General features: G+C 72.5%; 21 protein-coding genes and 2 pseudogenes. 10 read left to right on the top strand and 13 right to left on the bottom strand.

What is annotated here, in order from left to right; translation table 11 throughout:
- The 3 genes from FHS34_RS32690 to FHS34_RS32680 form a co-directional block, all read right to left on the bottom strand.
- The coding region (locus FHS34_RS32690; protein ID WP_245002473.1) for an alpha-amylase family glycosyl hydrolase at nt 1–917 on the bottom strand (917 nt) is incomplete at its 3' end.
- Entirely contained in the window at nt 914–2905 is a 1992-nt protein-coding gene (locus FHS34_RS32685; protein ID WP_184972202.1) for an alpha-1,4-glucan--maltose-1-phosphate maltosyltransferase, read from the bottom strand. The genes FHS34_RS32685 and FHS34_RS32690, both read right to left, overlap by 4 nt.
- Before the next feature lie 108 nt (nt 2906–3013).
- Nucleotides 3014–3313, bottom strand: coding sequence for a DUF5133 domain-containing protein (locus FHS34_RS32680; protein WP_184972200.1), 300 nt, complete (start codon nt 3311–3313; stop codon nt 3014–3016).
- Between the two features lie 303 nt (nt 3314–3616).
- On the opposite strand from FHS34_RS32680, the gene FHS34_RS32675 reads away from it, so the two are divergent.
- Together FHS34_RS32675 and glgX are read left to right on the top strand one after the other, a co-directional pair.
- On the top strand, nt 3617–4129 hold the full coding sequence (locus FHS34_RS32675; protein WP_184972198.1) for a pep a2: 513 nt from the start codon (nt 3617–3619) through the stop codon (nt 4127–4129).
- The gene (gene glgX / locus FHS34_RS32670) at nt 4126–6351 is read left to right on the top strand and encodes a glycogen debranching protein GlgX (RefSeq protein ID WP_225817664.1); all 2226 of its coding nucleotides are present in this window, start codon (nt 4126–4128) and stop codon (nt 6349–6351) included. The genes FHS34_RS32675 and glgX overlap by 4 nt, the downstream gene beginning before the upstream one ends.
- Here the strand turns inward: glgX and FHS34_RS32665 are convergent.
- Nucleotides 6318–7124 (bottom strand): VOC family protein, encoded by an 807-nt coding sequence (locus FHS34_RS32665; RefSeq protein WP_184972195.1) that lies wholly within the window; start codon nt 7122–7124, stop codon nt 6318–6320. The two genes, glgX and FHS34_RS32665, sit on opposite strands and share 34 nt — an antisense overlap.
- A gap of 127 nt (nt 7125–7251) precedes the next feature.
- On the opposite strand from FHS34_RS32665, the gene FHS34_RS32660 reads away from it, so the two are divergent.
- Nucleotides 7252–7566 carry an ANTAR domain-containing protein gene (locus FHS34_RS32660; protein ID WP_184972193.1) on the top strand — a complete coding sequence of 105 codons (315 nt, stop codon included), beginning with the start codon at nt 7252–7254 and terminating at the stop codon, nt 7564–7566.
- Nucleotides 7567–7568: 2 nt separating this feature from the next.
- Here the strand turns inward: FHS34_RS32660 and FHS34_RS32655 are convergent, their stop codons facing one another.
- Nucleotides 7569–8366: an RNA polymerase sigma factor SigF gene (locus FHS34_RS32655; protein ID WP_184972191.1), complete on the bottom strand. Its 798-nt coding sequence runs from the start codon at nt 8364–8366 to the stop codon at nt 7569–7571.
- A 220-nt stretch (nt 8367–8586) separates the two neighbouring features.
- Here FHS34_RS32655 and FHS34_RS32650 point away from each other — a divergent pair.
- The 3 genes and pseudogenes from FHS34_RS32650 to FHS34_RS32640 all read left to right on the top strand — a co-directional run.
- A pseudogene (locus tag FHS34_RS32650) lies at nt 8587–8921 on the top strand (winged helix DNA-binding protein); the annotation flags it as partial.
- Nucleotides 8922–9196: 275 nt separating this feature from the next.
- Nucleotides 9197–9563: pseudogene (locus tag FHS34_RS32645) on the top strand (ABC transporter permease); the annotation flags it as partial.
- Between the two features lie 190 nt (nt 9564–9753).
- Complete coding sequence (locus FHS34_RS32640; protein WP_184972189.1) at nt 9754–10278, top strand: hypothetical protein; 525 nt, start codon at nt 9754–9756, stop codon at nt 10276–10278.
- Nucleotides 10279–10422: 144 nt separating this feature from the next.
- On the opposite strand, the gene hemC is transcribed toward FHS34_RS32640, so the two are convergent.
- From hemC to FHS34_RS32600, 8 genes are all read right to left on the bottom strand, one after another.
- Nucleotides 10423–11358, bottom strand: coding sequence for a hydroxymethylbilane synthase (gene hemC, locus FHS34_RS32635; RefSeq protein WP_184972187.1), 936 nt, complete (start codon nt 11356–11358; stop codon nt 10423–10425).
- A gap of 42 nt (nt 11359–11400) precedes the next feature.
- Nucleotides 11401–12834: an aminobutyraldehyde dehydrogenase gene (locus FHS34_RS32630; RefSeq protein ID WP_184972185.1), complete on the bottom strand. Its 1434-nt coding sequence runs from the start codon at nt 12832–12834 to the stop codon at nt 11401–11403.
- Nucleotides 12827–14146, bottom strand: coding sequence for a flavin monoamine oxidase family protein (locus tag FHS34_RS32625; RefSeq protein WP_184972183.1), 1320 nt, complete (start codon nt 14144–14146; stop codon nt 12827–12829). The genes FHS34_RS32630 and FHS34_RS32625 overlap by 8 nt, the downstream gene beginning before the upstream one ends.
- Nucleotides 14147–14173: 27 nt before the next feature.
- Nucleotides 14174–15253 (bottom strand): ABC transporter ATP-binding protein, encoded by a 1080-nt coding sequence (locus FHS34_RS32620; protein WP_184972180.1) that lies wholly within the window; start codon nt 15251–15253, stop codon nt 14174–14176.
- Between the two features lie 4 nt (nt 15254–15257).
- The gene (locus tag FHS34_RS32615; protein WP_184972178.1) at nt 15258–16139 is read right to left on the bottom strand and encodes an ABC transporter permease; all 882 of its coding nucleotides are present in this window, start codon (nt 16137–16139) and stop codon (nt 15258–15260) included.
- Nucleotides 16136–17035, bottom strand: coding sequence for an ABC transporter permease (locus tag FHS34_RS32610; RefSeq protein WP_184972177.1), 900 nt, complete (start codon nt 17033–17035; stop codon nt 16136–16138). Before FHS34_RS32610 ends, FHS34_RS32615 begins: the two co-directional genes overlap by 4 nt.
- A gap of 3 nt (nt 17036–17038) precedes the next feature.
- Entirely contained in the window at nt 17039–18166 is a 1128-nt protein-coding gene (locus tag FHS34_RS32605; protein WP_184972175.1) for a polyamine ABC transporter substrate-binding protein, read from the bottom strand.
- Nucleotides 18167–18343: 177 nt separating this feature from the next.
- Nucleotides 18344–19519: an aromatic ring-hydroxylating oxygenase subunit alpha gene (locus FHS34_RS32600; protein WP_184972173.1), complete on the bottom strand. Its 1176-nt coding sequence runs from the start codon at nt 19517–19519 to the stop codon at nt 18344–18346.
- A gap of 351 nt (nt 19520–19870) precedes the next feature.
- On the opposite strand from FHS34_RS32600, the gene FHS34_RS32595 reads away from it, so the two are divergent.
- The 4 genes from FHS34_RS32595 (at nt 19871) to FHS34_RS32580 (ending at nt 24164) form a co-directional block, all read left to right on the top strand.
- On the top strand, nt 19871–20368 hold the full coding sequence (locus tag FHS34_RS32595; RefSeq protein WP_184972171.1) for a hypothetical protein: 498 nt from the start codon (nt 19871–19873) through the stop codon (nt 20366–20368).
- Nucleotides 20365–21651 (top strand): NADH-ubiquinone oxidoreductase-F iron-sulfur binding region domain-containing protein, encoded by a 1287-nt coding sequence (locus tag FHS34_RS32590; protein WP_184972169.1) that lies wholly within the window; start codon nt 20365–20367, stop codon nt 21649–21651. Before FHS34_RS32595 ends, FHS34_RS32590 begins: the two co-directional genes overlap by 4 nt.
- Before the next feature lie 265 nt (nt 21652–21916).
- Nucleotides 21917–22108 carry a ferredoxin gene (locus FHS34_RS32585; RefSeq protein ID WP_184972167.1) on the top strand — a complete coding sequence of 64 codons (192 nt, stop codon included), beginning with the start codon at nt 21917–21919 and terminating at the stop codon, nt 22106–22108.
- 1 nt (nt 22109) lies between these two features.
- Complete coding sequence (locus FHS34_RS32580) at nt 22110–24164, top strand: acetate--CoA ligase family protein (protein ID WP_184972166.1); 2055 nt, start codon at nt 22110–22112, stop codon at nt 24162–24164.
- The last annotated feature ends 31 nt before the right edge of the window (nt 24165–24195 follow it).

The raw sequence follows: 24195 nt of genomic DNA, 5'->3' as shown, positions 1-24195 counted from the left end.
ACCGGGTAGCGGGATTCCCGCCGTACGGCCATGAAGATCCGCGGCATGACGGGGAAGTGGAACGCCATGTGGCACTCGTCGCCACCGGTGGAGTAATCGCCGAAGTAGTCGACGACGTCCTCGGGCCACTGGTTCGCCTCCGCCAGCAGCACGGTGTCCGGGTACATCGCGTCGATCTCGCGGCGGACCCGCCGCAGGAACGCGTGGGTCGCCGGCAGGTTCTCGCAGTTGGTGCCCTCCTCCGCGTAGAGGTACGGCACCGCGTCCAGCCGGAACCCGTCGATGCCCAGGTCCAGCCAGAACCGCAGGGCGGCCAGGATCTCCTCCTGGACGGCCGGGTTCTCGTAGTTCAGATCCGGCTGGTGCGAGAAGAAGCGGTGGAAGTAGTACTGGCCGCGCACCGGGTCGAAGGTCCAGTTGGAGACCTCGGTGTCGACGAAGATGATGCGGGCGTCCTGGTACTGCTTGTCGTCGTCGGCCCACATGTAGTAGTCGCCGTAGGGGCCTTCGGGGTTTCTGCGGGACTCCTGGAACCACGGGTGCTGGTCGCTGGTGTGGTTCATGACGAAGTCGATGATGACGCGCATGCCGCGCTGGTGGGCGGCGTCCACGAACTCCACGAAGTCGGCGAGGTCACCGAACTCCGGGAGGACGGCCGCGTAGTCGGACACGTCGTAACCGCCGTCCCTCAGGGGGGACTTGAAGAACGGTGGCAGCCACAGACAGTCCACGCCGAGCCACTGCAGATAGTCGAGTTTTTCGGTCAGGCCCTTCAGGTCGCCGACGCCGTCGCCGTTGCTGTCCTGGAAGGAGCGGACCAGCACCTCGTAGAAGACGGCGCGTTTGAACCAATCCGGGTCCCGGTCCTTGGCGGGAGTGTCCTCGAAGGTGTCCGGAACAGGGTCGTTGACGGTCATGAGGCTGCGGGCCCTCCGATCTGGGGCGTCGATCGCCCGGTGTGGAGCACGTGCGCCGGCGTCCGGCCGGGTGTGAGTCGCACGTAGTTGGTCCTGCCCCAGTGGTACGTCTCGCCCGTCAGTCCGTCGTGCAACGACAGGGCGGCGTGCCAGTCCAGGCCGAGTTGCGGCATGTCCAACGAGACCGTGGCCTCCTGGGTGTGGTGCGGGTCGAGGTTGACGACCACGATGACCGTGTCCGTGTCCGTGCTCTTGCTGTAGGCGAGCACGGCATCGTTGTCGGTCTGATGGAAGCGGAGATTTCGTAGACGCTGTAGCGCGGGGTGCTCTCGGCGGATGGTGTTGAGCCGGGTGAGGAGGGGCGCGATGGTGCGGCCCTCGCGTGCGGCGGCTGCCCAGTCGCGGGGTTTGAGCTGGTACTTCTCCGAGTCGAGGTACTCCTCGCCGCCCTGGCGGAGCGGGGTGTTCTCGCACAGTTCGTAGCCGGAGTAGACGCCCCAGGAGGGGGAGAGGGTGGCGGCGAGGACGGCGCGGACCTCGAAGGCGGGGCGTCCGCCGTTCTGGAGGTAGGCGTGCAGGATGTCGGGGGTGTTGGCGAAGAAGTTCGGCCGCATCCAGGCCGCCGCCTCCCCCGACAGCTCGGTCAGGTACTCCGTGAGCTCCTGCTTGGTGTTGCGCCAGGTGAAGTACGTGTACGACTGCTGGAACCCGGTCTGCGCGAGGGTGTGCATCATCGCCGGGCGGGTGAACGCCTCGGCCAGGAAGATCACGTCCGGGTCCCTGCGGTTGACCTCGGCGATGACCCGTTCCCAGAACACCACCGGCTTGGTGTGCGGGTTGTCGACCCGGAAGATCCGCACCCCGTGGCCCATCCAGTGCCGCAAGACGCGCACGGTCTCGGTGACCAGGCCGTCCATGTCGGCGTCGAAGGCGATGGGATAGATGTCCTGGTACTTCTTCGGCGGGTTCTCCGCGTAGGCGATCGTGCCGTCGGGGCGGTGGTGGAACCACTCCGGATGCTTCTGCACCCAGGGGTGGTCCGGGGAGCACTGCAGCGCGAAGTCCAGCGCGATCTCCAGGCCCAGCCTGTTCGCCTCGGCGACGAAGAAGTCGAAGTCCTCGATCGTGCCGAGGGCGGGGTGGACGGCGTCGTGGCCGCCCTCCGGGCCGCCGATGGCCCAGGGCACGCCGACGTCGTCGGGGCCGGCGGTGAGGGTGTTGTTGCGGCCCTTGCGGAAGGTGGTGCCGATCGGGTGGATCGGGGGGAGGTAGACGACGTCGAAGCCCATCTCGGCGATCGGCTCCAGCCGGCGGGCGGCGGTGCGGAAGGTGCCGTGCGGCCGCTCGGCGGTGCCTTCGGAGCGGGGGAAGAACTCGTACCAGGAGCCGTACAGGGCCCGTTCGCGCTCCACCAGCAGCGGCATCGCGTCCGAGGCGGTCACCAGCTCCCGCAGCGGATACCGGGCCAGCAGCCCCTCCACCTCCGGGGACAGGGCCGCCTGCAGACGGTGGTGCACCGACCGGGACTCGTCGCCGAGGGCCTCTGCCGCGGCCAGTACGAGACCGCGCTCCGGGCCCTTCGGCACTCCGGCGGCGGCCCGCTCGTACAGCGCGGCGCCCTCCTCCAGGACCAGGCCGGTGTCGATCCCGGCCGGCACCTTCACGGACGCGATGTGCCGCCACGTCGCCAGCGGATCGCTCCACGCCTCCACCCGGAAGGTCCAGAGTCCGGTCGAGTCCGCGGTGATCTCCGCACCCCAGCGGTCGCTCCCCGGGGACAGCTCCCGCATCGGTGTCCAGGGGCCGCGCCGGCCCTTCGGATCACGCAGGACCACATTCGCGCCCACGGCGTCGTGCCCTTCGCGGAACACGGTGGCGGTGACCTCGAAGGTCTCCCCGACCACCGCTTTCGCCGGGCGCCTGCCGCACTCCACGGCCGGCCGGACGTCACGTACCGGGACACGGCCGATGGCCGGGGTCCTGCGCATGTATCTCACCTCCGCCGTGCGCGAAGCCGGGCACCCGGCCCGGCTTCGCGATCCGATAGTCGGGCCGGCGTGTGCCGTACCGAGTGGAACGCCTTGTACGGTGCCAGGTCAGGGGCTTGGCGCCGTGGAACGCCGCTCCGACGGCGGCCCTCTTCTGGCCGCCCGACGAGGCTGCGGCCGTCCGTCCTGCTCGCGCAGGTAGGTGACCAGATTCGTGCGGAGATAGCGCTCGGCTGCGTCCGCGGCCTCGCGGGCGGAGCGCTTGCCCATCAGCACGCACAGGGTGTACCCCGAGTCCTCGAAGGTGGCCCGGACCGTGCGGTCGTGCGGCGAGGCGAGCATCACGCGCTCCCACGCCCGGTAACGCCGCAACTGCCGGGCCACTTCGGCCTTGGCGGGTAGCAGCATGGCCCTCTTCACCTTCCACGCTCTCGACTGGGCGCGTTCCCGACGGTCGGGTGGTATCCGCGCACGGAGAGGCACGGCACCGTTACGGCGATCGAGGCTTTCACTTATGGTGCACGCGCGACGACGCAGCGTCTTGTTGGAGCTTCAACGATTACGGGTGTCGGGTGTTCGTGTTGCACGAATGGCGTAGTGCCTGCACCGTGGAGATGACTCTGAAGCGAACAACGCTCACGCTGTGTGTCCGGGATCCCTCCCGGTCGGGGCGAGGGGAGCGAGAGCTTCGCCGGTGAGGAGCAAGCGACGATGAAGACCGCAGTGCCCTGCTACTACCACCTCGACGTGGAAGTCAGCCCGGAACGGGTGGGACAGGTCAGCCGCATCCTGGCCGCCCATCTCCACTACTGGGACCTCGAGAACCTCGTGGACCCCGTCTGCCGCGGCGCCGAACTGCTGCTGCGGGCGATCGACGCGCACGCGAACGACAAGCACACCTCGATCGAGATGTGGTGGAACGGCCAGCACCTCATCACGGCCTTCGGCGACGACGACCCGGATCTGCGCCCGGACCAGGACCTGCGGTCCTGTCTGGCGGACATCGCGGCCATGAGCGACGGCTGGGGCTGCTGTGCCTCGGACACCGGCAGCAAGATCATCTGGTTCTCGCAGCGCGCCCGCTCCGGCGAGCGCGTCCCCCTGGTGCCCGTCACCCCCGGTCCGACGCTGCGCACGGGGCTCCAGGTGCCCCGGATCGAGCGCGTGGCCGCGCTGGCCGCGCCGGCGCCCGCCGGGGACGACGCCCTGGAGGGCAGCCGGTGACCGCCCGCACGTCCCGCAAAGGGGTGCCCGCCTGGAGCGGGCACCCCTACCCGTTGGGGGCCGCGTTCGACGGACAGGGCACCAACTTCGCGCTGTTCAGCGAGGTCGCCGAGCGCGTCGAGCTGATCCTGGTCGACGACGCCGGCACCGGCACCCCCGTCCGGCTGCACGAGGTCGACGGGTTCGTGTGGCACGCCTACCTGCCCGGCATCGGCCCCGGCCAACGCTACGGCTACCGGGTGCACGGCCCCTGGCAGCCCGCGCTCGGCCACCGCTGCAACCCGGCGAAACTGCTGCTCGACCCGTACGCCCGTGCCGTGGACGGCCAGATCGACAACCACGCCTCCCTGTACGAGCGCGCCCCCGAGGGGCCCGCCCCGGCCGACAGCGCCGGCCACTCCATGCTGGGCGTGGTCACCGACCCGTTCTTCGACTGGGGCGACGACCGCCCGCCGCGGACACCGTACGCGGAGTCGGTGATCTACGAGGCCCACGTCCGCGGCCTCACCCGTACCCACCCCGACGTCCCCGCGCGGCTGCGCGGCACGTACGCCGGCCTCGCGCACCCCGCCGTGCTCGAGCACCTCACCTCGCTCGGCGTCACCGCGGTGGAGCTGATGCCGGTGCACCAGTTCGTGCAGGACGGTGTCCTCCAGGACCGGGGCCTGGCCAACTACTGGGGCTACAACACCATCGGCTTCTTCGCCCCGCACAACGCCTACGCCGCCTTCGGCACCGGCGGCCAGCAGGTCAACGAGTTCAAGGACATGGTGAAGGCGCTGCACGCGGCCGGCCTCGAAGTCATCCTCGACGTGGTCTACAACCACACCGCCGAGGGCAACGAGATGGGGCCCACGCTGTCCTTCCGGGGCATCGACAACGCCTCCTACTACCGTCTGGTCGACGGGGACTGGGGGCACTACTACGACACCACCGGCACCGGCAACAGCCTGCTGATGCGGCACCCCTACGTGCTTCAGCTGATCATGGACTCGCTGCGGTACTGGGTGACCGAGATGCACGTCGACGGCTTCCGTTTCGACCTCGCGGCCACGCTGGCCCGGCAGTTCCACGAGGTGGACCGGCTCTCGGCGTTCTTCGACCTGATCCAGCAGGACCCGGTGATCAGCCGGGTCAAGCTGATCGCCGAGCCGTGGGACGTGGGGGAGGGCGGCTACCAGGTCGGCAACTTCCCGCCGCTGTGGTCGGAGTGGAACGGCAAGTACCGGGACGCGGTACGGGACTTCTGGCGGGCCGAGCCGGGTTCGCTCGGCGAGTTCGCCTCCCGGCTGACCGGCTCCTCCGACATCTACCAGCACAGCCGGCGCCGGCCGCGCGCGAGCGTCAACTTCGTCACCGCGCACGACGGGTTCACGCTGCGCGACCTGGTGTCGTACAACGACAAGCACAACGAGGCCAACGGCGAGGACAACCGGGACGGCGAGAGCCACAACCGGTCCTGGAACTGCGGGGCGGAGGGCGACACCGACGATCCGGCCGTCCTCGAACTGCGCGCCCGCCAGCAGCGCAACCTGCTCGCCACGCTGCTGCTCTCGCAGGGCATCCCCATGCTGTGCCACGGTGACGAACTCGGCCGCAGCCAGGGGGGCAACAACAACGCCTACTGCCAGGACAACGAGATCTCCTGGATCGACTGGGGACCGGTGGAGGAGCAGCGGCCCCTCGTGGAGTTCACCCGGCGCCTGATCGCCCTGCGCGCCGCGCACCCGGTGCTGCGCCGCCGCCGCTTCTTCCGCGGTGAGACCGCGACCAACGCCGCGCAGCCGCTGCCCGACCTGATGTGGCTGCGGCCCGACGCCCGCGAGATGACCGCCCGGGACTGGCAGCGCGCCGACGCGCACTCGGTCGGCGCGTTCCTCAACGGCGACGCCATCGCCGAACGCGACCCGCACGGCGGCCGCATGGTCGACGACTCCTTCCTGCTGCTCGTCAACGGCTACTGGGAGCCGGTCGACTTCCGCCTGCCCGACGACTCCTTCGGCGAGCGCTGGACCACGCTGATCGACACCGCCGACTCCGACGGGATCCCCGACGAACGCGAACGCAAGGCCGGTACGAAGCTCCGGGTGGAGGCCCGCAGCCTGGTCCTGCTGTCACGTCCGTCGCGCGACTCCCCGACCGGGTCCGCGCGGGCGGGCCGCGCGAAGGGAACCCGGAAGCGGCGGGCTCAGAGGGTGCCGCGGGCCGTCACCGTGAACTGAGCACCGTCGGCATCCCGCAGGATCGACTCGGTCTCGCCCTCGCGCAGCACGCTGCCGCCGTGCTTCTCGGCCGCGCGGGTGCAGCCCGGCACGTCGGTCACCGTGAAGTGCACCTGCCAGTGCGGGCGCACTTCCGGGTCCGGGGCGGCCTCCACCGCGCCCGAGTCGATGCGCGCCACCGCGTCACCCATGCTGCGCAGCACCACCTCGTCGCCGTCGTACTCGACCTCGCAGCAGCCCGGTTGCCCGGTCGCCCAGTCCAGGACCTCGGCGTAGAAGATCGCGGCGTCGAAGGCGTCCCGGGTGTGCAGCCTTATGAAGGTGGGTGCCGCCTGCCGCCACGCCTCCCAGTTGGTGACCAGTTCCCCCTGCCAGATCCCGAAGGTGGCACCGTCCCGGTCGGCCAGCAGTGCCGCCCGGCCGGGCGGGAACGACAGCGGCCCGACCGCCGACGTGCCGCCGCGCTCCCGCACCCGGGCCACGGCCACGTCCGCGTCGGGCACCGCGAAGTACGGCGTCCAGGCCACCGCCATCTGCCACATGGAGGCGACGGCCGCGATCCCGGCCACCGGGACCCCGTTCGCCAGGGCGATCCGGAAGTGCTCGCCGAGCTTGGCCCCGCGCCAGCGCCAGCCCAGGACGGCCGAGTAGAAGTCCTGGGTGGCCTGGAGATCCCGGCTGGTGAGGCTCACCCAGCACGGCGCGCCGAAGACGGCGTGGGTGGACATGACGTCCTTCCTGCGCGGTCCGCCGGCGGTGATGTCGTGATTCATGGCAGTCGTCCTGCTCTCGGGGGCCGGGCGGCCACCGGTCTGACACCAGTGTCCAACCGGACGGGGGTGGAGTGCCTGTCGAGTACCCCAGGTGGCAGGGGGGCAGCCCGCTGCCCACGATGGAGGGGTGGGAGAGAGCGAGCCGGACCGGGTGACCGCCCTGGAGGCCGAGGTCGGCCAGCTGAAGGAGGCCATGGCCTCACACGCCGTCGTGGACCAGGCGATCGGGATGGTCGTGGCCCTCGGCCGGGTCACTCCCGACCAGGGGTGGCAGGTCCTCAAGGACATCTCGCAGCACACCAACATCAAGCTGCGCAACGTCGCGGAGCTGATCCTGATCTGGGGACGGCGCGGCGACATACCGGCCGCCATCCACGCCGAGCTGGAGGACGCCCTGGACCGGTACGGCCCCACCCAGGTACCCGGGACCGAGGGGGAGTGAGGTCAGCGGGCGCGTGCCTCCGCGAGCAGTTCCTCGCGCAGCCGGTCGAAGCAGCCGCTGAGCAGCCGCGAGACGTGCATCTGCGAGATGCCGAGCTGCTCGGCGATCCGGCTCTGTGTCATACCGCGGAAGAACCGCAGGTAGAGAATGGTGCGCTCACGCTCGGGCAGGGTCGCGAGGCAGGGCTTGACCGAGGCCCGGTCCACGACGAGGTCGTATCCGGGGTCCGGTCCGCCCAGGGAGTCACCGAGGGCGTATCCGTCGGTGCCGGCCACCTCGGCGTCCAGGGACAGCGCGGAGAAGCACTCCAGCGCCTCCATCCCGGTGCGCACCTCGTCCTCGGTGAGCCGGGTGTGCGCGGCGATCTCGGCGACGGTGGGCGACCGGCCCGACGTGGTCTGCGCCAGCTCCTTCGTCGCGGCGCGGACCCGGTTGCGCAGGTCCTGCACCCGTCGGGGCACGTGCAGGGTCCACATGTGGTCGCGGAAGTGGCGCTTGATCTCTCCGGTGATGGTGGGCACCGCGTACGCCTCGAAGGCGCGGCCGCGCTCGGGGTCGTAGTGGTCGACCGCCTTGACGAGGCCCAGCGCGGCCACCTGGTACAGGTCCTCCAGGGCCTCGCCACGGCCGCGGAACCGTACGGCGATCCGCTCGGCCATGGGCAGCCACAGCCTGACCAGCTCGTCCCTGAGCGCCTGGCGCTCGGGACCGTCGGGCAGGCGTGCGAGCCGCTCGAAGGACTCGCCCGTGTCCGGGGCGTCGTCATGGGGATGGGGCTTGGTGCTGCCGGTGACAGGCATTGCGCGCACCTCTCTCAGCAGGTGCTGGTGGACAGACACCGTGGGAGGTGGTGCGCTCGGACGATGAGGGGACATCGGGGCGCCCGGCGTGGCCGGCTCCCACGGACGTGCCTCCTGTCCGAAGCACATTGGTTCGCTTTCCCTCTGTCGGACATCTCAAAACAAATAAGTACATATGGGCCATCCAGCGGGCTCCTGGGGCTTCCCGGCGGGCTCACCGCTGCGCGGTGCCGAGGTCGAGCTGCTGCGGCTGGTCGAGTCCCGGCCCGGCATCGGCATCCCGGACGCGGCCAGGCCCTGGTCAACCGGCTCGCCCGGGACGGCCACCTGGTCCGGGAGACCGACCCGGCGGACCGCCGTGCCGCCCGCCTGCTGCTGACCGGGGCCGCAGAACGGCGCCTCGCGGACTGGCGGCGGCGCCGGACCGAACTGGTCGGCCGGCACCTCTCTCGGCTCGACGAGGTCGACCAGGAGGCGCTGCGCGCGGCCCTGCCGGCCCTGCGCAGGCTGTCCGGCCGCCGTGCCGCCCGGCACGGCGGGCGCCGCGCTCGATGATGTCGGGGCCGCACCGGTGGCGTCGGCAGCGCGCACGACGGAGGTGCCGCGGCCGGTTCCGCCGGGGCCGCGGTCGAGGCGGGCTCGCCGGCCGGGAGAACGTCGCCCTGTTCGCCCGGGTCTTCGACGTGCCGCGGCGCGAGCGCGCCGCGCGCGTCACCCAGGCCCTCGCCGCCGTGGGCCTCGCGGACGCCGCCGACCGGCTCGCCAAGACCTGCTCCGGCGGCATGATCCGCCGCCTGGAGCTCGCCCAGGCCCTGGTCAGCGCGCCCCGAGTCACACCCACCCTGCGCTCGGCCCTGATCACCGGCAAGGCGTTCGCGGCCGGGGTGAAGTCGCTGGTCCAGACGGTCGTCGTGATCGCCGTCGCCGCGCTGCTCGGCGTCGCCCTCACCTGGAACCCGCTCAGGCTGCTCGGTGTCGCCGTTCTTCGGCTCCGACGCCCTGTACCCCGTCCCGGTGATGCCGGGCCGGCTGCGGGCCGTCAGCAAGGTCAACCCGCTCAGCTGCCAAGTCGACGCCCTGCGCGGTCTCCTGCTCGGCACGCCCGCGCATCTCGCCGCCGACTTCGCCGTCCTGACGGTGGCCGCCGCGCTCGGCAGCACCGCGGCCTCCGCGCTGCTCGCCCGACCGGCCCGCTGATCTTGCCGCGGACGTGATGTGCGGCACGCACGCGAACCCGCCCCGGACGGGCCGCGAACGAGTTCTTCCTGGGCAGCGCTTGATCACCGATCAACGCGCTTGAATTCCCTGGCCACAGCGCATTCCGCTCATTTGACAGTGCGCTGAGCGCACAGATAGACAGCACCTCTCGAAGGTCGAGAGGGGCACTGTGTACGAGCCGAACGTGGTCGGTGACTGGCAGGAGTACGAGGAGCATGCCGGTCTGCGGGTCCGCGTCCACCGCCTGGAGGCGGCCGAGCCGCCGCGCGGACGGGACGACGCCGCCGCCGGGCTGACGTATTTCAGTGTCCGGGTGACCGTCGAGAACCGCGGCGCGCGGCACCTCGGCATCCACCTGGAGGACGGTCAGCTCGACGTCCGCGTGGGCCCCGACGGCGAGGGCGCCTTCATCGACTGGCGCAACTCCCAGTTCATCGAGGGCTTCGACGTCTACCCGCTGCGCCGGGCCACCGCCGTGCTCTACGCCGCCGCGCCCGAGGGCAGCCTGACCCACGTGGACGTGCAGGTGCAGCTGCGGGTGGACGACGAGTGGAGCGACCGCCGGCTGTGGGCGGGCGGCATCGGCGTCCTGGAGGCCACCACGGCCCCGGCCCCCACGAGCACCGGACAGGGCGGCCTCGCCCACCAGGTCTCCGCCTTCCTGAGGGACCAGACGGAGCCGGGCACCGCCTGAGGCGGGCCGGAGCCCACCCCGCGGACTCGGCCCGGGAGCAGCGCACGCGGCCGAGCGCGGCACGGCGTACGCGGCCCGGCCGATCACCGGTGGCAGCTCAGCGCGGCCGCCCCACCGGGGCTCAGTGCGGCCGCGGCACCGGGCTCAGTGCGGGATGCCGTCGATGATCTCCCGCGCGCCCTGACGGAGCAGCGCCACGGCGACCGAGGTGCCGAGCGTGGCCGGATCGAGCCGGCCCGCCCACTCGTGGGCGTTCAGCCGGGTCTTGCCGTCCGGGGTGAACACGCAGGCCCGCAGGGAGAGTTCCCCGCCGCGGTCCACGCGCGCGTACCCGGCGATCGGGCTGTTGCAGTGTCCCTGCAGCACATGCAGGAACATCCGCTCGGCCGTCGCCTCGCGATACGTGTCCGGGTCGCCGAGCCCGCTGACGGCGTCGATCAGCGCCCTGTCGTCCTCCCGGCACTGCAGGGCGAGGATGCCCGCGCCGATCGGCGGCATCATCTCCTCCGTCGACAGCACCTCGCTGATCACGTCGGTCCGGCCGATGCGCTCCAGACCGGCCACCGCCAGCAGCAGCGCGTCCGCCTCGCCCGCGGCCAGCTTCTCCAGCCGGCGGTTGGCGTTGCCGCGGAACGGCACACACTCCAGATGCGGGTGCGTGGCGGCCAGCTGGGCGACCCGGCGCACCGAGGAGGTGCCGATCCGGGTGCCGGCCGGCAGCTCGTCCAGGGTCAGCCCGCCCGGGTGCACCAGCGCGTCCCGGACGTCGTCCCGCTTCAGGAACGCGGCGAACACCGTCCCGGCGGGCAGCGGCCGGTCCGCGGGCACGTCCTTGACGCAATGCACCGCCAGATCAGCCTCGCCGGCCAGCAGGGCCGCGTCCACCTCCTTGGTGAACGCCCCCTTGCCCTCGACCTTGGACAGATCGCCCATCCACTTGTCACCGGTCGTCTTCACCGGGACGACCTCGGTCCGCACACCCGGGTGCAGCACGGCCAACTCGGCGCGGACCCGCTCGACCTGGGCCAGGGCCATGGGCGAGTCGCGGGAGACGATACGGATCAGTTCCGGCACAGACATGGGGGACACGATAGACCCTGGAGCCGGACGGTCCCGGACCGGTCACAGCATGACGTGTTTGACCTGCGTGTAGTCGAGCAGACCGGTGAGCGACAGATCGCTGCCGTAACCGGAGTGCCGTACACCCCCGTGCGGCATCTCGGACACCGTGGTGCCGTGGGTGTTGACCCAGACGATGCCGGTGTGCAGCGCCCGGCTCGCGCGCATCGCGCGGTCGTGGTCACGGGTCCAGACACTCGCCGCGAGCCCCTGGGGAACGGCGTTCGCCAGGCGTAGGGCCTCCGTCTCGTCGGTGAACGGCTGCACGGTGACGACCGGACCGAAGACCTCGCCGCGCACGATCTCGTCCTCCTGCCGTACCCCGGTGACCACCGTCGGCTGGTGGAAGAAGCCGGGACGGTCCAGGGCGGCACCGCCCGTGACCACCTCGGCGTGGTCCGGCAGGGCGTCCAGCACCCCGCGGACACCGGCGAGTTGGGCCGCGTGGGCGAGGGGGCCGAAGTCGGTGTCCGGCGCGTCCGGGGAGCCCGTCCGCAGCCGGGCGGCCCGGTCCGCGAAGGCGGTGACGAACGCGTCGTGGATCCGCCGGTGCACCAGCAGCCGGGTCGCGGCCGTGCAGTCCTGGCCCGCGTTGTAGAAGGCCAGGGGCGCCAACTGCTCGACCGCGTCGTCCAGATCGGCGTCCTCGTGGACCAGCACCGGGGCATTGCCGCCGAGTTCCAGGTGCACCCGCTTGAGATCGGCGGCCGCCGCCGCGGCGATCTCCCGCCCGGCACGGACGCTGCCGGTCACCGCCACCAGCCGGACGCCGGGATGCGCGACGAGCAGGCGCCCGGTGTCGCGGTCGCCGCACACCACGTTGAGCACGCCCGGCGGCAGATGCGCGGCGGCGGTCCGGGCGAGGAGCGTGGCCGAGGTCGGAGTGGTGTCGGAGGGTTTCAGCACGACCGTGTTGCCGGACGCCAGCGCGGGGGCGACCTTCCACACCGCCATCATCAACGGGTAGTTCCAGGGCGTGATCTGCGCGCAGACGCCGACCGGTTCACGGCGCAGCACGGAGGTGCGGCCCGGCGTGTACTCGGCGGCGGCCGCGCCCGGCAGGTTCCGGGCGGCCCCGGCGAAGTAGCGCAGCACATCGACGATCGCGGGCAGTTCGTCCGCGAGGAACAGAGCACGCGGTTTCCCCGTGTCGGTGACCTCCGCGGCCGCCAGGGCGCCGGCGTCACGCTCCAGGGCGTCGGCGATCCGCAGCAGCGCGGACTGGCGCTGTGCCGGGGTGGTGGCCGCCCAGCCGGGGAACGCCTCCTCGGCGGCCCGCTGGGCGGCGTCGACGTCCTCGGCGCCGGAGAGCGGTGCCGCGCCGTGGACGCGGCCGGTGGCCGGGTCGACCAGGGGCAGGCCGGCTCCGGAGGCGGCCGGCACGTCCTTGCCGCCGATGTGGTTGAGGACGGTCGTCGGGCGGGCGGTGTCAGCCACGGCGCAGGGCCTCCTCGGCGGCGGCGCGGCCGGTGCGGACGGCGCCTTCCATGTACCCGGCGACCCACTGGTCGGAGCCGCAGACGTAGAACGGGGGTTCGTGGGTGCCGTGCAGCGGGCCGACCGCCATGACCTCGCCCGGCGGCCACTGGGTGACGTAGCCCTGGGTCCACGGGTCGGTGCCCCACAGCCGCAGATGGCAGGCGAGCGGCCGGTGGGCCTCCTCGCCGAACATGCCGGCCGTCTCGGCGAGCAGTTCCGGCACGCGCAGGTGGGCCGGCGTGCCCAGCAGGACGCCGTAGCGCTCGGGCGGTATCAGGGCGGACAGGACGCCCTCGCCCTGCGGCCAGGTGCTGCCGAGCACCCCCTCGGCCTCCGACAGGCCGTTCAGGCCGGCCGCGCACCAGAACGGGCGCTCGTACACGGCCGCGAACTTGGCGGCGACGGCCTGGCGCTGGCGGTGCAGGGAGGCGAGCCGGGCCTCGCTGACACCGGTGACGGCCACCGACCGCAGGGGGCCGACGGGCAGCGCGCTCACCACGGCCGCCGCGGTGAGGACCTCCCCGGTGGCCAGGCGCACGGAGCAGCGGCCGGGCCGGATGCCGACCGCCGCCACGGGCGAGCCCAGGCGGACGCGCCCGTCGAGGCCGCGGGCCAGGACGTCGGCGAGGGTGGCCGAGCCGTCGGCGAGCCGCAGCCCCTCCCAGTCCTCGTAGTCGTAGTCGCCCGAGCCGGCTCCCGGGACCGCCGCGCTCTTGCGCAGCGCGGCCAGCAGCGAGATCCGTTCGTAGGAGCCGCCGGCCAGGGCGAGCTGCCCGATGTCCCACAGCCGTACGACGGCGGGCGAGGCGTGCCGGGAGCGCAGCCAGCCGGCCACGGACAGCCGGTCCAGGGCGGCCGCGTCCGGATGCGACCAGGGGTCGTCCGGGTCGACCGTGGCGGCCAGGGCCGTGAACTCCGCGCCGAGCCGCTCGTGCAGGGCCGTGTCGCCGGGTCCGAACCAGTGCGGGGGCTCTCCGGACGAGCACCCCTCCGCGGTGGCCCGGGAGATGCTGCCCGGCTCCTCCACATAGCTCGGGACCAGCTTCAGGCCCAGTTCACCGGCCAGCCGGAGGTAGGCGGTGTGGCCGCGGCCCACCACCTCGCCGCCGAGCTGGACGGTACGGCCGTCGGGTGTCCGGGTCTGCTCGACCCGGCCGCCGACGCGGTCGCGGGCCTCCAGGACGAGTACGTCGGTGCCGGCGGCCGCCAGGTCCCGGGCGGCGGCGAGGCCGGCCAGTCCGGCACCGAGCACGATCACGTCGTGATGCATCAGCTTCGCTTTCTCGATCGGGCCCGGTCAGGCCAGGACCAGGCAGTGCTCGGGCCGCCAGCCGAACTCGACGGTCTCGCCGCCGCTCCAGCGGTCCTCCATGCGTGCCCGGGCCGTGTTCTGTTCCAGCACCGACAGCGTGACGCCGGGGGCGATCTCGATCAGGTAGGTGGTCGTGGGGCCGCTGTAGACGGTCTCGCGGATGACACCGCTGAGTACCGGCATGTCCTGCTCGAAGTCGGACAGCCAGATCTTCTCGGGGCGCACGGAGACGCTGACGGCGGTGCCGTCCGTGATGCCGGAGCGGCGGCCGACCGGCAGGGCAGGCCCCTGGTCGAGGGCGACCTCGCCGGCGCGGTAGGTGCCCGTCATCAGGTTGGAGGTGCCCATGAAGGACGCCACGAAGCGGCTCGCCGGGTGCTCGTAGATGTCCTCGGGGGTGCCGCACTGCTCGACGCGGCCGGCGTTCAGCACGGCGATCCGGTCGGACATGGTCAGCGCCTCGTCCTGGTCGTGGGTGACGAAGACGAAGGTGATGCCGACCTCGCGCTGGATCTGCTTCAGCTCCACCTGCATCTGCCGGCGCAGCTTCAGGTCGAGGGCCGCCAGCGGCTCGTCGAGGAGCAGGACGGCGGGCCGGTTGACGAGCGCGCGGGCCAGGGCGACGCGCTGGCGCTGGCCGCCGGAGAGGGTACGGGGCATGCGGTCGGCGAGGCCGCCGAGCTGGACCAGGTCCAGCATCTCGGCCACCCGCTTGTGTGTCTCGGCCCGGTCCACGCCCTTGCGCTTGAGACCGAAGGCGATGTTGTCGGCGATGCTCAGATGGTCGAAGAGGGCGTAGCTCTGGAAGACGGTGTTGACGTTGCGCTTGTTCGGCGGCAGCCCGGTCACGTCCTCGCCCGCCAGCAGCACCGAGCCCTCGGTGGGATCGGTGAACCCGCCGATCATGCGCAGCGAGGTGGTCTTGCCGCAGCCGGACGGGCCCAGCAGCGAGAAGAAGTGGCCGGCCTCGATGTCGAGGTCGAGATCGTGAACGGCGTAGGAGTCCGCGAACTGCTTGGAGACGCCGTCGAGCCGGACGGCCGGGATCGCGTCGGTCGCGTCCATGGGGTCACTCTCCGGAGAGGATGTCGAGGCCGCCGCGGCGGCCGAAGAGGCGCGGGATGAACAGCGCCAGGGCGATCAGGCAGACGGAGCCGGCGAGCATCAGCGTGCCGACGGCGTTGATGGTGGGCTGCACCCCGAAACGGATCGCGGAGTAGATCCGCACCGACAGCGGCTGGGGGTCCACTCCGGTGGTGAAGTAGGCGAGCACGAAGTCGTCGAAGACCAGCGCGAAGATCAGTACGGCGCTGGCGAGCACGGCGGGCAGCAGGGCCGGCAGGGTGACCAGGCGGACCGCCTGCCAGCGGGTGGCGCCGAGGTCCATCGCGGCCTCCTCCACCTCGGGGTTCAGTGCCGCGACCCGGGAACGCAGGACGACGGTGACGTAGGAGATGGAGAAGGTGATCTCCGAGAGCATGACCGTGGTCGTGGACAGGGCCACGCCCAGCCCCTTGAACAGCAGCATCGACGCGACACCGGTGACGATCTCCGGCGTGATCAGCGGCACGAGCATGACGAGACCGGCGAGCGAGCCGAGCCGGGTGCGGCAGCGCACCAGGCCGAGCGCCAGGGCCACGCCCAGGACCACCGAACCGGCCATCGCCACCAGGGAGATGCGCAGACTGGTGCCGAGCGACGACAGGAGCACGTCGTCGTGGGCGAAGGCGCGGTACCAGCGCAGGCTGAAACCGCCGAAGACGGTCAGGGACTTCCGGGAGTTGAAGGAGAACAGGGCGACGACGGCGATGGGCAGGTAGAGCAGCGCGAAGAACAGGCCGGTGACGGCGAGGAGGACGCGCGGCCTGCGTTCGGCGCGGCCGCGCCGCGAGCGGGGCTTCGGGGCGGTCCGGGCGGGGGCGGCCGCCGGAGACGTTTTCACCAGGGTCATCGGCGGGCCTCCGCCTCGTCCTTGCGGGTGCGCCGCAGGTAGCCGAACATCCCGAGCAGCAGCACCAGCATCAGGAGCATGGTGAGCGCCGAGCCGAGCGGCCAGTTCTGGCCCTGGAAGAACTTGTCCTGGATGAGGTTGCCGATCATGATCTGGTCCGGTCCTCCCATGAGCTGTGCGCTGACGAAGTCGCCCATCGCGGGCAGGAACACCAGGACCAGCCCGGCGGCCGCGCCCTGCCGGGTGGCGGGCAGGGTGACGAAGAGGAAGGTCCGCACCGGGCCGCCGTACAGGTCGCGGCCGGCCTCGATGAGGGAGACGTCCAGCCGTTCCAGGGCCGCGTACAGCGGGATGATCATGAAGACCACGAAGCCGTAGACGAGTCCGGCGATCACGCCGACGCCGGTGTTGAGGATCTTCGTGTCGCCGTCGGCCAGACCGGTCGCGCGCAGGGCGCGCAGCACGGGTCCGTCGTCGGAGAGGACCACCGACCAGCCGTACATGCGGACCAGGTAGTTGGCGAAGAACGGCACCACGATCGCGGCGATCAGCGCGTTCTTGTAGCGGCCGCCGTACAGGGCGATCGTGTAGGCCACCGGGTAGGCGATCAGCAGGCAGATCAGGCAGGTCAGCAGGGCGTAGCCGAGGGAGCGGAGCATGACCTCGGTGTAGGCGGGGTCGGCGAGGGCCCGTACGCCGGCGAGGTCGAAGCCGAAGCGCGGGTTGCCGAGTTCGTCGGTGGTGCCGACGGCGAGGACCGCGACGAGGATCAGCGAGGCGATCAGGAACCCGGTCATCCAGAGGGTGCCGGGCAGCATGAACCAGACCCACATGCGGTTGCCGCGGCTGTCGGCCTTGCGGCGCCGCGAGCGGGAGGAGGGGCGGAGCAGTGCCATGGCTCAGCCCGCCTTCACATGGGTCCAGGCGGTGTCGCGGGCGTCCTCCGCCGCGCGGCCGCCGTTGCGGAAGAACAGGTCCGCCTTGAGGTCGTCCTGGGTGACGACGCATGCGGGGAAGGGCCGGACGAGGTCGGCGTAGGTCTTCTCGGTGCCGGCCACCGGCATCGGGTAGCCGATGTACTCGATGTTCTTCTTCACGTTCTCCGGCCGGAGCATGTAGTCGATGAAGAGCATCGCGGTGCCGGGATGCGGGGCGTTCCAGGGGATGGCGTAGCAGTCGGAGTTGATCGGCGTGCCCTCCTTCGGTGCCTGGAAGCCGAAGACGGAGGGGTCGTCGGCCTGGTTGAGCATGGCGGCCATGTCGCCGCTCCAGGCCTGGGTGATGACCGCGTTGCCGTTGAGGAGGTTGTTGTAACTGTCGCTGGAGAAGCCGCGCAGCCGCGGGCGCAGGGTGCCCAGCAGTGAGGTGATGCGGTCGAGGTCGTGGGTGTCGCCGGTGCTGACGTCGAGGCCGAGTTCCAGGGCGCCCATGCCGAGGACCTCGTCCCGGTCGTCGAGCAGGAAGACCTTCCCGCGGGCCTTGTCGCTCCACAGGTCCTTCCAGGAGCCGGTCAGTTCACCGATCCTGTCCCGCCGCCAGCCGATGCCCGTCTTGTACGCGGTGAACGGGACGGTGTGCGCGGAGCCCGGGTCGTACCAGGGGTCGGCGAAGTAGCCGTAACGGCCGAATATGGCCTGGCTGTTGGCGAGGTAGGAGTGGTCGATCCGGCGCAGCCGGCCGCCGCGGACCAGGCGCTGGGCCCATTTGGCGGTCGGGAAGACGATGTCGTAACGGTTGCCGGCGTTGAGCTTGGCGACCATGCCCTCCATCGAGTCGAAGTTCGACTGGACGACCTCGACGCCGTACTCCTTCTCGAAGCCCTTGAAGACGGACGGGTCGACGTAGTCGGCCCAGTTGAAGTAGACGAGGTCGCCGTCGACGCGGGGGCGGACGGGGGCGAGCGCCCGCGCGTCGGGTTTCCGCGCGGGCATGAACCCGCAGCCGGCGGCCGCGGCGCCCAGCAGGCCGCAGGCGCCGGCGCGCAGAAGGGCGCGGCGGGTCGGTGGGGTGGGTGGGGCGGGGGACATGAAGCGTCCTCTCCGTCGAGGAACGGCACAGGTCCAGGGCGGACCGGCTGGTCGGCTCGCCACGGGCCCTGACTCCGCGGCGAAGACCGGTCTGGGGAGAGTGCGAACGCGGTCAGCGGGGGAGGGGTAAGCCCGACGGCGGGCACACGGCGCGCAGCCGGCGCGGTCCGGCGGGCGTCACCGGGCGTGCCCGTCCAGGTCGTCCCGGACCCGGTGGGCGAACCAGCCGACGGCGGCCTCGCGGCGGGAGAGCGGACCCGGCTCGAAGCCGGGCGTGGTCAGACCGGCCTGGACGCGCTCCACCAGCTCGGCGTCCTCGTCGTTGGTCACCCAGCCGATGTGGATGTTGAGCCGGCGGGCCAGCCGTGTGCGGACGCTCTCGCCGTGCTTCGTGTAGAAGGCGCCGGGGATCGCCGCCCGGTCCTGGGCGGTGGGCAGGGCGGTCCACGCGAGCACGTGGTCAGGGTAGAAGTCGATGAGCGTGTTCGGATAGATCACGGCGTACCGCCACACCCGCCGGTCGGCCTCGGCCAGCCCCGGCATCGGACTGGCGAGGCGCTGGTAGAGCCGCTCGGTCCAGTTCGAGGACGGTTTGTCGCGCAGGGGCGACTCGAACAGGACGTAGTTCTCCTGCACGTCCACCGTGTACGCCTGGTAGTCCAGCAGCCGCATCAGCGCCGGGTGGGCCACGGGGACGTGGTAGCCCTCCAGATAGTTGTCGACGATCACCTTCCAGTTGGCCTTCTGCTCCTCGCCGCCGGCCAGATCGTGGATGCGGTGCCTGCCGACGGGGACGAGGTCCGCCCCGGCGTACCGGCCGACGGCCTCCGCGAGTCCCTTGCACGACTCGGCGAGGGGGGTCGCCTCCAGGTCGAGGTTGACGAAGACGAAGCCGAGGAAGGACTCGACGTTGACCGGGTGCAGTCCGAGCCGGGGCTTGTCCAGGCAGGGGATCCGGCGGGCCTCGGGCGCGCCGACGAGCCGTCCGTCCAGCTTGTAGGTCCAGCCGTGGTACGGGCAGCGGATCGCCTTGCCCGACGGTTCGGGCTCGGTGACCAGGCGGGTGCCGCGGTGGCGGCAGACGTTGAGATGGGCGGCGAGGCCACCGTCCTCGGTCCGGACGACCAGGACCTCCCGCCCGGCGACCGTGGCGGTCAGGCGTGCGCCCGGTGCGGGGAGATCGGATTCGTGGCAGGCGAGCTGCCAGGACTTCGCGAAGATGCGTTCGGTCTCGGCCTCGGCGAGGGCCGGATCGGTGTAGTAGCGCGCGGGCAGCGCTTCCCCGGGGTCCTCGGGAGGCGGCTGCGACGGGGCGGCCGGCGGGGTGTCTGCCCGGGTGGTCGAGGGGTGCATGGAGTCCTCCTCCGCGCCGCGGCGGCGGCGATGGGCGGTGAGGCTGCGGGCGGGACGGCGGCTCTCAGGGAAGGAGTTGCCTCGTCCCGGCTGACTAATTGGTTAGTCAGAGTGAGACCACCCCGTGGGCAAGTCAAGACTTGTGGGCTGACTAATTAGTTAGTTAGTGTCGTTGACAGGTCGGACGCGTCGGCTCCAGCAGTGGGCTGCCCGGGCGCGTCCCGTGATGCCGCGGCCCCTGTGCGCCGCCCCGCTCCCGCCTCCCCGCGAGCACCGGAGCACCCCCTCACCCCGTCGCCGCGCCACCCCGTTCCCGGAAGACGACCGGGACGTGCGCCCCCGGAGGCACGCATGAGCGCTCGCCGAAGTCTGGTCTGGCTCGGCCTCACCCCCGAGCCCGAACAGGAGCTGCCCGCGGCCGTGGCCGCCCTGCGGGCCCCCACGGACGATCCCCCGCCGCCCGGTCTCGTCGCCGCCGAACGGCGTCGCGTCGAGCGGCTGGTGCTGCGCGGTACCCAGCGCGGCTGGCTGCGCTACCTGGGCGAGATCACCGACCTGGTCGTGGCCGCCGCGGCGGGGCCGGCGGCCGGCGATCCGCGCCCGGCGCTGGTGGCCGGTGAGGTGGTCCTCGACCACCACCGCATGCTGATCGGCCTGCCCGGGGCCGGCTACGCCCGGACCACCGTCCAGCGGCGGGACCTGGAACGCGCCCTGGCACACCTGAGGGCAGCGGACCGCACAGGTCTCACCGGCCCTGATCCCGCCCCCGGCGACCCCTCAGGCGGCGGCCCCGCCCCCTCCCTCCCCTTCAACCCCGCTGGCCCCTCCGAGCGCAGGAGCACCGCATGACCGGCGTCTTCTCCCTTCTCCCCGAAGGACAGCCCGGCCTTCTCGACCCGCTGCTGTCCGGCGCCTGGCTGTCCGGCGGGGGCGAGGACCTGCCCCGGTACCTCGCCGCGGGCGGATACGCCGCCCTGCCGGAGCCGGGCCGGCTGCTCGACCGCATCTCCGCCGCGGGTCTGCGCGGCCGGGGCGGGGCCGGCTTCCCTGCCGCGGTCAAGCTGGCCGCCGTACGGGACGCCCCGGGCCGGCCGGCCGTCGTCGCCAACGGCGAGGAGGGCGAGCCGGGCTCCGTGAAGGACCGCTGGCTGCTGCGGCACCGGCCGCACGTGGTCCTGGACGGGATGCGGCTGGCCGCGGCCGTGACCGGCGCCGGCCACGGCTTCGTCTACCTCTCCGACGCCCCCGCCGAGCGGGCCGTGCGACGGGCCCTCGCCGAGCGTCCCACCGGCCTGCACGTCGACGTCGTACGGACGGAACACACCTACGTCGCGGGAGAGGAGACCGCGGTCGTACGGCGCATCGACGGCGGCCCCGCGCTGCCCACGGCGAAACCGCCGCGCCCCTTCGAGAGCGGTGTCCAAGGCGCGCCCACCCTCGTCGCCAACGTCGAGACGCTGGCCCGGATCGCGCTGATGCACGCGCGTCCCGAGTCGGCGGAAGCCGTCGCCGGGGCTCATCTGGTGACACTGTCCGGCACGGGCCGCGAGGGACCGGCCACCGGCGGGCCGGTGGCCGGCGGGGCGGCGCTGGCCGAGGTGCCCGCCGGTACCCATCTGAAGGCTCTCGCCGACCTGTGCGGCCACGGCAGGGCGGACTCCGTGCTGCTGGGCGGCCTGTTCGGCGGCCTGCACGGAGCCGGCTGGGCGGACCTGCCCCTCGACCACGACCGGCTGGCCGAGGCCGGCGGCGCCCTCGGCTGCGGGGCGCTGCACTTCCTGCACCCCGAGGACTGTCCCGTCGCCGTGGCCACCGAGGCCGCCGCCTACCTCGCCGCGCAGAGCGCCCGGCAGTGCGGGGTGTGTGTCTCCGGCACCAGGGCCCTGGCCGGCACCCTCACGGCCGTCGCCCGCGGCACGGCGGACGCCGACGCCTCCGGCCAGCTGCACCGCTGGTCGCGTGGGCTGCCCGGGCGCGGGGCCTGCGGGCTGCTCGACGCCGCCGCCCGGGTCGTCGGCACTCTGCTCGCTCACTTCCCCGACCGTGTCGACGGCCACCGCCACGCCGTGTGCACCGCCTGCTCGGGTCCGGCGCCCGAGGACGGACGCCGGTTCACCGTACCGGTGCCCTGACCGGTGTCCCGGACTGAACGCTGTCTCGTGCGCCGCCCGCGAAGGGGCCGACGCCCCGGCCCGTGACGCTCCGCACGCCCTGACCCGCCCCCGCCTGCCGCCTCACCCGAGTCCGGGCCCGGCCCCACCCCGAACGTCCCCTCCCGCATCCCCTCACCGCGTCCCGGCCCCGTCCCGCCCCGTACGCGGCCCGCCCTCTGCCCCGCCCTCCGCCTGGTCGGCATCACCCTCACCGCCCCCGCCGCCGCATCGAAAGGACCGCGTCATGAAACTGCTGCTGGACGCCACCCGCTGCCAGGGCTACGGCCTGTGCCAGGATCCCGCGCCCGAGCTGATCGACCTCGACGAGTGGGGTTACGCGCAGCTGCGCGAGACCACCGTGCCCGAGGGCGGCGAGGAGGCCGCCGCGGCGGCCGTCGCCGTCTGCCCCAACTCCGCGCTGCGGCTGGTGAAGTGAGATGGGACGCGACCTTTCCGCCCTCTTCGACCCGGTTTCCGTCGCGGTCGTCGGAGCCAGCGACGACCCCGCCAAGTACGGCCACGCCATCGCCGCCCAGGCCCTTCGCGCGGACGGGCGCCGCCCCGTCCACCTGGTCAACCGGCGCGCCGGCACGGTCCTCGGCCGCACCGCGGCACCCAGCCTGACCGCGCTCGGCGAACCGGTCGACCTCGCCGTGGTCTCGGTGCCCGCCGCCGGCTTCGAGGACGCCGTCGACGAGGCCCTGCGGTGCGGGGCCCGGGCGATCGTCGCCATCACCGCCGGCTTCGCCGAGACCGGCGCCGCCGGCCGGGCCCGCCAGCAGGCCGTCGCCGAACGCGTGCGCGCCGCCGGAGCCGTCATGGTCGGCCCCAACTGCCTCGGCATCGCCGACAACACCACCGATCTCTTCCTGGCCTCCGACTCCTTCACCCCCGGCGGAGTCGCCCTGCTCAGCCAGAGCGGCAACCTCGCCCTCGAACTCCAGCTCCGCTTTCACCCGCACGGCCTCGGCTTCTCCCGCTTCGTCTCGCTCGGCAACCAGGCCGACGTCACCCTCGTCGACCTGCTCGCCGACTGCGCCCGGCATGAGGGCACCCGGGCGATCGCCGTCTACGCGGAGGACTTCGGCGACGGGCGCGCCTTCGCCGAGGCTGCCGCCGAGGCGGGCAAGCCGGTGGTGCTCCTGACCGCCGGGCGCGGCGACGCCTCCGCGCGCAGCGCCCAGTCGCACACCGGGGCGCTCACCACCTCCGCCGACGTCGTGAGCGCGGCCTGCCGCGACGCGGGCGTGGAACTCGTCGCCACACCACGCGAACTCACGGTCGTCCTCGCCGCGTTGGACGGCGCGCGACGCGCGGCGGGCCGCAGGGTCGCGGTCCTCACGGACGGCGGCGGTCACGGCGTCATCGCGGCCGACTCCGTCGAGACGGCCGGCCTGACCGTGCCCGAACTCGCCGAGCCGACCCGGCAGCACCTGCGCGAGGCCCTGTGGGAGCAGTCCGCCGTCGCCAACCCGGTCGACCTGGCCGGCATGGGCGAGCAGGACCCCGGCTCGTACGCGACGACCGTCGCCGCGCTGCTGGCGGCCGAGGACACCGACGCCGTCCTGATGACCGGGTACTTCGGCGGCTACGCGGCGGCCGAAGGCGGAATCGGCGGTGGTGGTACGGCGCTCGCGGACGGCGAGCGGGAGGCCGCCCGGCTCATCGCGGCACGGCACCGGGCCACCGCCAAGCCGCTCGTGGTGCAGTCGATGTATCCCGAGTCGCCCAGCTGCCGCACCCTCGCCGCGGCGGGCGTCCCGGTCTTCGCCGCCACCGAGGACGCCGCCCGCGCGCTCCTCGCCACGGCACCCGGGACGGCGCACACCGGGGTCACCCCCCTGCCCGCGCCCGCCGCACCGATCCGGGAGACCGGCTACCTTCAGACCCGCAAGGCCCTCGAAGCGGCCGGACTCGCCTTCCCCGCTGCCCGGGAGATCCACGACGAGAGCGAACTCCTTGCCGCTGCGGCCGAGTTCACGGGACCCTACGTGCTCAAGGCCCTGCACCTGCTGCACAAGTCGGACGCGGGCGGTGTCGCCCTGAACCTGGCCGGCCCCGGCGAACTCCTCGCCGCGTTCCGGGAGATGCACGCCCGGCTCGGCGCGCCCGCCTACTCGGTCGAGGCCATGGCGGACCTGTCCGGCGGCATCGAACTGATCGTCGGCGTCAACCGCGACCCGCGCTTCGGACCGGTGGCCATGGTCGGCCTCGGCGGAGTCCTGGCCGAGGCGCTGCGCGACGTCGCCTTCTCCCTGGCACCCGTGCCCGCCGGCCGCGCCGAGTCGCTGCTGCGCGGCCTGCGCACCGCCGCCCTGCTGGACGGCGTACGCGGCAAACCGGCCGTCGACGTCGCCGCCGCCGCGGCCGCCGTCGAGACGATCACCACGTTCGCCGCCGAGCACCCCGAGATCGCCGAGATCGAGGTCAACCCCCTCCTCGTACGGCCCCAGGGGGTCCTCGCCCTGGACTCCCGCGCCGTACTCGCCTGACCGGACCGCGCCCCCGGCCGGACCAGCGGTC

The organism is Streptomyces echinatus, from assembly GCF_014203595.1.
In the GTDB taxonomy this organism is placed as follows: domain Bacteria; phylum Actinomycetota; class Actinomycetes; order Streptomycetales; family Streptomycetaceae; genus Streptomyces; species Streptomyces echinatus.
Note: the sequence above shows the minus strand (reverse complement) of the source record. Positions and strands in the feature narration are given on the sequence as shown.